Here is an 8067-nt window from a genome sequence, read left to right as displayed (position 1 = left end):
TCTCTAGCGCCGATGGTAGTTGGGACCTTGTCCCTGTGAGAGTAGGACGTCGCCAAGCAAAAACCTAAGTCGTTTCGACTTAGGTTTTTTGTGTTTTTATTATAATATTTCTTTATCAAATATAATAAAAATAGCTTATCATCTATGTGCTTCTTGAGTCATAGATGACAAGATTGTCTGTCAAAAGTAAATCTATTTTTTTATATCAATGAGCTTAAAACGCTCACAAACGAGTAACATATTCTCAGAAAATTCGCGTCCAATTGTCTTCAATTCTTTTGTAAAGAAGTTTATATGAGCATTCTTCCAGTATTGATAGGTTCGATCGCCTTCTCCTTCTGCAATAGCGAATTCTTCAGTTACTTCATTCATTGGTATTATGGTCACTGTTACGGTTTTAATAATGGCTACAGACTCATCAATCACGGCTATTCAATATAATGCTATAATCATTTATTGTTGGGAGAGGTTCATTTTCTAGTTCATAAAAAATATGACCAGAGCATGTTGCTGTTTTTACACCATCAATAACTAACTGAGCAAGATCGTCAGGAGAGGCTCCAAACTGCCAGGCACTAACTGATTTAGGTTTTTCACCGTTCATCCAGTATTCATCCCAATATTTTTGTGCTAATTGATTCATTGTATATAGTCACCTAATTTCTCTAGTTTTTAGTTACATGTGCAATATTTTAATATAAAGACTCCCTGTTATGAATAATGAACTGTTTGAAGGCTTGAATTCTCTTTATAGTCATTTAAAATTTGTATTGTTGTTTTTCGTATAAGGAAAGGTAATATGTTAAATGAATATGGCTTATAGACACGTTCTGTCCATTTATGACCATCTTTCCCGTATACGCCCATGTTAATAGAAGGGATGCTTAATTTACGGATTGTTTCATATGGAAGTGGATATAATCGTTCCCACTTCGGGAAGTTCTGTAGTAACGGTTTTAGTTCATCATCCGTTTCATGAATAGATAAGAAACTACCATCAGCTAAATAAGGAAAGAATTTCTTCAAGATAAATTGTTCTCCTGTCTCATCCTGCATATTTTCTAGTATAGCTTGAATACTACTCTGTAATTGACGATTTTCTTTATTTGTTTGTTTTAAGTAGTTATGTGGTAAAAATGGTGGTGCAAAAAAGACAATTACACGTGCTTTTTTCTCTGGATCCAATTGTTGAAGAGCACCAACCATTTCAAAATATAGCTCACGTAAATCACTCGTATTGCTTTCTTTTAGTACATTTTGAATAGTAGATTCTGTATCAATACCGAGTTCTTCTAATTCTCCTACATAATCTTCATAACTCGTTACATTAATCTTCCAAGAAATATCACTTGATGGGACACCTGTTACCAGTAAGTAACGTTCAAACTGTTCTTTTAAGTATTCTTCAGCTTCTTTGCACACTTGTTTTGTTTCTTCTAATAACTGCATAAGAACTTCTTTAGGTGTAGATTCATAAATAAAGTAATTAAAGTATAGTCGGCTGCTTGTTGCAGTTTGTACAGTATAGCTGTCCTTGTTATCGCGCTGATATAAACAAGTTGGAGGAAGAACGAGTTCATCTGGAATGGATTCCGTTAGTTTATAGTTGTTATGCAATCTGTTTGTAATTTGAGCTGCGATAAAATTAGGATCAATTCCGGATAAAGTATCTCCAACATGTACTTCTCTACCATAAATATAGAAGCAAGGAAGGAGTTTACCAGCAGTTCCTGTATAAATATAGCGCCCGTTGTCTCCGTCATATAGAGGTGTTATAAAATCATTATTAATTGCCAAGCGATATTGTAATTGTTTTTCTTGTTGTAGTCTTTCAAGTTCTGTTAATGCAGATGTAATACCACGATGTTCTCCTTCTTCATCTCCATTAAAGAGTAGGAGTAGGTTTCCTTCTAGTGAATCAGTATGTTGTGAGAAATATAGAATATTAGCTAAGTGAACAGCAGCTCCGCTTTTCATATCAACAGAGCCGCGACCAAATAGCCAATCTCCGGATTTTGCATCAGATTGAACGTCAGCATTCCCTTCATATGTTTGAAAGAATGCTTCTAATCTGTCTGAAGAGAAAGCATGTTCTTTTAATAGACCAAAGTCCTCAATTCCAACAGTATCTAGATGGGAATGATAAAGAATAGTCGAAGGAGAATCTGTCTGCCCTTCTAAAAATGCAAATACATTTTTTCGACCAATTGGATCATTAGGAGCATGCTGAACCCATACATGTTCAGGATGTTCTTGAAAGTATGGGAAGCTTTTTAAAATGTGGTATAACTCATCTATTATACGTACTTCGCCAGTAGTACCATTAATACTATTAAAAGAAACTAAATGTTTTGTTAGCATTTCGACTTGTTTTTCTAGAGGTAATGAGTGTAGTTGTTGGTACATAGAATAACCTCCTTGATAATATGCTATATAGCTGTTGTAGACTTTTTATTCGTTATTAGAGTTAAGAATAGAAAAATAATCATTAATGCAAAGGTAAAGAAAGAGGTGATTTTTTCCGGATAAGGCTCTTTTCGATATAATACATAGGTCCATCAACCCATTCATCGTTTTTGTTCTTCTGGCAGTAGTGGATACTTAGTACTACTTTAGAATACTTTGTAGCCATTCCAATTAAAGCTACAATCCACATACAAAAAATCGAACCAGGCCCACCGAGTGCAACCCGGACGATATTGGCAGCGCCCATTGTAGAAGCTAAAGCAGAAGGGGTTGCTTGAAAGGGTGTAACTGTACCTGGATCATTACTTTTGGCGAAAATTTCCCCATTGTTTCCCTCCTAGTATATGTGAATGAAAAAGAAGTGCCATAGCGGCTATATAACCCCTTTCAAATTTAGATATTTGTAGGAATAAAAAAGATGAATTACTATTGAACAGTGAAGTATAGGAAACATTAGAAGTTAAATCATATAAATGTTTTCGAAGAGTCTAGTTGAGCTGGTATTGTAGATATGAAAATATTTATCTTTATTATTAAAGAATATTCAGAACATTTCCGTCAATCTCTTTTAACGATTAATATATTGAAAAGCACTTTAAAAAAGTAGTCTTTGTAGTTTTTATTGCATGCAATTTTAAAATTTCTCTAGGAGTTACAAGCAATAAAACAACGATATTCGTATAGAAATATCGTTGTTTTATTTGTAAATAATTTTGTTATGGTTAGAGCAGTACAAAAGTAGTGAATACAATAGCTAACAAAATGCGATAATAGGCAAATGGTTTTAAACCTATTTTTGCTAACAGCTTTAGAAACGTTACTACTGCTAGCATTGCTACAATAAAAGAAGTAATAAATCCTATTGCGAACATAGGTAGATCATCTACACTTAAATATTTCCAACTTTTTAATAAGTCTAGACCTGTTGCCCCGACCATGACGGGAAGAGCGATAAGAAAAGAGAATTCTGAGGCTACTTTATAATTCGTCTTTGCTAACAACCCTCCAGAAATAGTGGATCCAGCTCTTGAGAAACCAGGATATACTGCTAAGCATTGAAATAACCCAATTGTTAATGCTTGGCGATATGTTAAATCGTCTAATGAATAGGCTGTAGCTTTAGGTTTTTTTATTTCTGCGTAAATCATAAGAATAGCTCCTGCTACAAGTCCAATAACGACAGTATGTGCCTGAAATAAATACGTTTTAATTATATCGTGTAATAGTAAACCAGCAATTACAGCAGGGAACACACCTAAAATCACATGCAATGCATTGAATTTCTTTTCTTTCTGCAGAAGAGGTTTTATGTTAAATAAAGAAACAAGGCGTTTGTGATATAAAACGGCGATAGCTAAAATAGCCCCTAGCTGTATCACAATCTCAAATGTTTTTGCTCTTTCTCCTTCAAATCCTAACAAGTGACCAGCTAATATAAGATGTCCAGTAGAAGAGATGGGTAAAAATTCGGCTAGTCCTTCTATGATGCCAAGTATAAAGGCGATGATTGTATCGCTCATAATCTCACTCCTATATGAAATGAAAATTCTCTTTTCAAATATTTTGGAAAGACATTGATTTCTAAAAGGAAAATCTTATCATCTTTATAAATCAATGAATATCAATCTTTTTAAAATAGAATATTGTTGCGAGAAAGCCGAGAATAGCTGTAGCGGCAATGACGATATAAGAATATTCTGGAGGATATGTCGGTTGCAGTTCGTTATTTATTATATCGATTGTCGCTGCCCAAGGAAATAAATCTCTGTGCTCTGAACTTGCAGTCATAACATTTACCATCGCTATAACAATTGTTAATATAATAGGCGGAACATAAGTCTTCATTACAAGAGTTAGCAGTACAATAGGGGGAGATAAGATAAAAAGGAATCCACCGCCCATCAAAAATTTCATCAAAAATTGGAAGAGTAATAGACTACTTAAGCCAGGAAAACCTCCTAATAGCCCTAATAGTAAAGTTAGTCCCCATGCAACTATAGTCAATATCATAATCCAAATAAATAGAAGGATGAATTTACTTATAATAAAGTTAAAACGTGATACAGGAATGGTTAATAGGTTTTTTAATGTATTTTCTGTGTATTCCCGATTAAAGAGATAAGCGGTAACGACTCCGTATAGAAGGACTCCCATAAATAAAACAGTATACATGTTAGCATTAATAAAAAGAGCATCGAAACTCGCAGCTGGAGCAGATGGTTTTGTTTTCATTTCTATATAAAAGGCCAAAACTATCATAAAAGGTGCCACAGCTGCCCCGATAATACTAATCAAGAACATGTTAGAACGTTTCAATTTTAATAGTTCTGTATATAGTAGATTAACCAATTGCTCCACCCCCAACCAATTTGGTGAAATAATCTTCTAATCTATCTTCACTCATCATAATTTTTAATACTTCAATATCGTTTTGGACAAAGAGTTTATTAATCTGTCCTTGTTGCCCGAAGTGGGAATAAACCCGAATGTTTCCTTCATCATGAACCTCATAATCCGAAATATGAAATTGTTTTTCTAATAGCATTACAGCTTTATTATCGTTATTTACTTGGAATTCCAGGTATTTACGATTTGTTTTTCGAAGTGTATCAAGAGAAATCTCCTCTAATAACCTTCCTTCATGAATGATTCCCATATGGTCTACTAGCTGTTCGACTTCAGCTAAAATGTGGCTGGAAATTAATATTGTTATGTTTCTTTCTTGTGCTAGAGATTTAATAAGCTTTCGCATCTCTTTAATACCAATCGGATCTAAACCGTTTGTTGGTTCATCTAGTATTAATAGTTCTGGATAATGGAGAAGAGTTCTCGCAATCCCTAAGCGTTGTTTCATCCCTAAAGAGTATTTACCTACTAATTTTTTTGTTTCATGCTCTAGCCCTACAATTTCTAATGCCTCTTCAATCTCATTTTTTTTGTGGACTCCGATAATTTTGGCATTGATTAATAAATTTTCCTTTGCGGTAAGATTTTCATAAAACCCTGGAACTTCAACGATAGAACCAATTCTTCTCAAAATTTCTTTGTGATTTTGAAATAAATCCTCTCCGAATATTTCGATTTTTCCGCTTGTAGGTTTTATTAGTCCTAGTAACATTCGGATTGTAGTCGTTTTACCAGCACCATTTCGCCCGATGAATCCATAAATCTCTCCTCGGTTCACATTTATGTTTAGATTATCTACGGACTTTTGATTACCATAAATTTTAGTAAGATTTGTTGTTTTTATAATTGCATTCATTTTGAAACACCTACTTTCTATGAACTCTTAATTACATGATAAACAGGAGGATTTAACTACTACTTAATCATTTCTTAACTATTTCTTAAAAACAGTTTGTTTTGGGATGGAAAAGCCAAAGGTTGTTCTTTCCCACAGGATACTTTCTACCCATATTTGTCCGCCGTGTTTTTCTACTAGTGCTTTCGCAATAGCGAGCCCTAATCCACTACCACCATGTGAGGGGTTCCTTGATTGGTCACTTCGGTACATTCTCTCAAATACGTTTTCTAAATCATGTTTTGAAATACCAGGTCCTTTATCCCAAATGAGCAGCTGATATTCATTAGTTGTTTCTAGGAGTTCTATTCCTAGTATCTTTCCGGACTTTCCGTAATATATAGCATTCTTTATAAGGTTACCTATAACCCGCATAAGACTAAGGGAATCTGCCATAATAGGACAAGGGTCTTCGGGAATATTAACATGTAACTTGATATCATGTTTGGATAGCTCAGGTAAAAATTCAATTAAAGATTCCCTGGTAATTTCTGAAAAATCAAGTTGTTCTTCCTTTAATGGAAACTCATCAGCATCAAGCTTTGCCATATTAAATATTTCATCAACCAGTTGTTTTAAGTTATTTGACTTCTTTGAGAGTATTGCAAGATATTCTTGTTTTTCATCTTCAGAAGCAGCGATATCATCTTTTAAAGCATCAACATATCCAATAATAGAAGTAAGAGGTGTTCGAATATCATGTGAGATACTAGATAAGAGTTGTCTCCTAGCTTCTTGAGATTTTCTAGCTTCAACGTGTACCTTTTCTAGTTCGGTTATTAATTCATTTATAGAAAAAACTACATCATCTAATGAATGATCGTTATTTGTATATAGCCTTGTATGTAAATTCCCGTTAATCGCACGTCTTAATTTAGTAACCAGAGACTTTCGATTCTGAATAAAGTGAAGTCTTGTAAAGAAAAGATGTATTGTTATAACAATAAGGGTAATGAATAAAGTTAATTTTAATGTGTGAATCATATCAATAAATAGAAGTCCGGTGATGATTAGAAATTGAAATAGGATAAGATAGAGAACTTTATCATTCTTCATCCTTTTCACCTACAAATTTATAACCGATTCCCCATACAGTTTGAATAAATTTAGGATTGGAGGGATCAACTTCTATTTTTTTTCGAAGCTTTCGAATGTGCACCATAACGGTATTATCATCTTCTATATAATTACTGTCCCAAACATTACGGAAGAGTTGTGTTTTTGTGAAAACTTGCTCAGGGTTTGAAGCAAAAAATTTTAATAGCTCTAGTTCTTTTCCAGTTAAAGAGATTTCTTCTCCATCTACGTTAACTGTGTACTTTTTCACATCAATTGTTAGTCCTTTAAATGTTAGGAGTGTTTTTTCTCGCGTGCTAGCGTTACTTCCTAATATTAAAAAACGCCTCATAAGAGCTTTTACCCTAGCAACCACCTCGTTAATACTAAAAGGCTTCGTAATATAATCATCTGCCCCTATGCTTAGTCCTAAAATTTTATCTACTTCATGGTCTTTGGCAGTGAGCATTAATATTGGGATATTTGTTTCATTCCTAAGTCTTCTACATACTTCGATACCATCAACTTTAGGCATCATAAGGTCTAGTATGATAAGGTTATACTGATTTTGATTAAATAAGTGAAGAACTTCTTCACCATTTATTGCAGTATCTACTGTATATAATTCTCGTTCTAGGTATTTTTTTAATAAATCTCGTATTTCTTTTTCATCGTCTGCTATAAGTACACGGATATCTTCCATATCGTCACCTGCTTCTAATAGAATTTTATTGGTAGTGTAGCTTGTATAAACAAGGGGTGTATAGTATGGCTTGGTAATACAAAATACAATAGCTATCTAATTATATACTATTAATTGTTAAAATAAGGTTGTTAGTGTGGATAAAAGGAATGGGATCTATTGGGTTGGGGAAGGGGGGGATTATGAAAGGTTGAGTGTAGGGAATGTTTTTACGTTCACTACTGCTAGTTTTGTGAAGTAATATGTTTGTTCTTTACTAGTGGAGTTTCAATGTGTTTTTCTTATACTATAGTAATGCGAAAATAATAGATAAATAGCTTTTCAAAAAAGTTTTAAAAACTATTGACTATTAGTATATAGGAGTGTAATATTATATGAGTCGCCGATAGAAATAACGCAGAACGCGACAAACGAAATGAAAAACTTAGTTGACATTGAAAATTTAAAGTGTTAACATAAGGGAGTCGCAAATGAGCGGCAAACGAGTTCTCTGAAAACTGAACGAAACAAACAACGTGCAACGTCAATTTTTATTTTTATG

The 8067-nt window shown here is 33.6% G+C and carries 7 protein-coding genes and 1 pseudogene; all 8 read right to left on the bottom strand.

The features are described from left to right. Positions 1 to 192: 192 nt before the first annotated feature. Positions 193 to 643: pseudogene (locus AZF08_RS21185) on the bottom strand (ASCH domain-containing protein). Positions 644 to 711: 68 nt separating this feature from the next. After that, positions 712 to 2406, bottom strand: coding sequence for a M20/M25/M40 family metallo-hydrolase (locus AZF08_RS21180; RefSeq protein WP_033679066.1), 1695 nt, complete (start codon positions 2404 to 2406; stop codon positions 712 to 714). An 82-nt stretch (positions 2407 to 2488) separates the two neighbouring features. Next, the gene (locus AZF08_RS29110; protein ID WP_082246221.1) at positions 2489 to 2785 is read right to left on the bottom strand and encodes an alanine:cation symporter family protein; all 297 of its coding nucleotides are present in this window, start codon (positions 2783 to 2785) and stop codon (positions 2489 to 2491) included. Between the two features lie 403 nt (positions 2786 to 3188). After that, positions 3189 to 3986 carry an undecaprenyl-diphosphate phosphatase gene (gene bacA, locus AZF08_RS21175; protein ID WP_033679065.1) on the bottom strand — a complete coding sequence of 266 codons (798 nt, stop codon included), beginning with the start codon at positions 3984 to 3986 and terminating at the stop codon, positions 3189 to 3191. Between the two features lie 91 nt (positions 3987 to 4077). Beyond that, positions 4078 to 4815 (bottom strand): ABC transporter permease, encoded by a 738-nt coding sequence (locus tag AZF08_RS21170; protein WP_033679064.1) that lies wholly within the window; start codon positions 4813 to 4815, stop codon positions 4078 to 4080. Further along, a complete protein-coding gene (locus AZF08_RS21165; protein WP_033679063.1) occupies positions 4808 to 5728 on the bottom strand; it encodes an ABC transporter ATP-binding protein in 921 nt (306 codons plus the stop codon). The genes AZF08_RS21170 and AZF08_RS21165 overlap by 8 nt, the downstream gene beginning before the upstream one ends. A 78-nt stretch (positions 5729 to 5806) precedes the next feature. Continuing rightward, positions 5807 to 6823, bottom strand: a complete 1017-nt coding sequence (locus AZF08_RS21160; RefSeq protein WP_033679062.1) for a sensor histidine kinase — start codon at positions 6821 to 6823, stop codon at positions 5807 to 5809. Beyond that, positions 6813 to 7526, bottom strand: coding sequence for a response regulator transcription factor (locus AZF08_RS21155; RefSeq protein WP_033679061.1), 714 nt, complete (start codon positions 7524 to 7526; stop codon positions 6813 to 6815). The genes AZF08_RS21160 and AZF08_RS21155 overlap by 11 nt, the downstream gene beginning before the upstream one ends. Positions 7527 to 8067: the final 541 nt, after the last annotated feature.

Source organism: Bacillus gaemokensis, assembly GCF_001590835.1.
GTDB classification, from domain to species: domain Bacteria; phylum Bacillota; class Bacilli; order Bacillales; family Bacillaceae_G; genus Bacillus_A; species Bacillus_A gaemokensis.
This window is presented reverse-complemented; position numbering and strand designations above follow the sequence as displayed.

Excerpts from the sequence above, each read along its gene's own strand:
- AZF08_RS21180 (WP_033679066.1), bottom strand. The coding sequence starts at position 2,406 with ATGTACCAACAACTACACTCATTACCTCTAGAAAAACAAGTCGAAATG.
- bacA (WP_033679065.1), bottom strand. The coding sequence starts at position 3,986 with ATGAGCGATACAATCATCGCCTTTATACTTGGCATCATAGAAGGACTA.
- AZF08_RS21165 (WP_033679063.1), bottom strand. The coding sequence starts at position 5,728 with ATGAATGCAATTATAAAAACAACAAATCTTACTAAAATTTATGGTAAT.
- AZF08_RS21160 (WP_033679062.1), bottom strand. The coding sequence starts at position 6,823 with ATGAAGAATGATAAAGTTCTCTATCTTATCCTATTTCAATTTCTAATC.
- AZF08_RS21155 (WP_033679061.1), bottom strand. The coding sequence starts at position 7,526 with ATGGAAGATATCCGTGTACTTATAGCAGACGATGAAAAAGAAATACGA.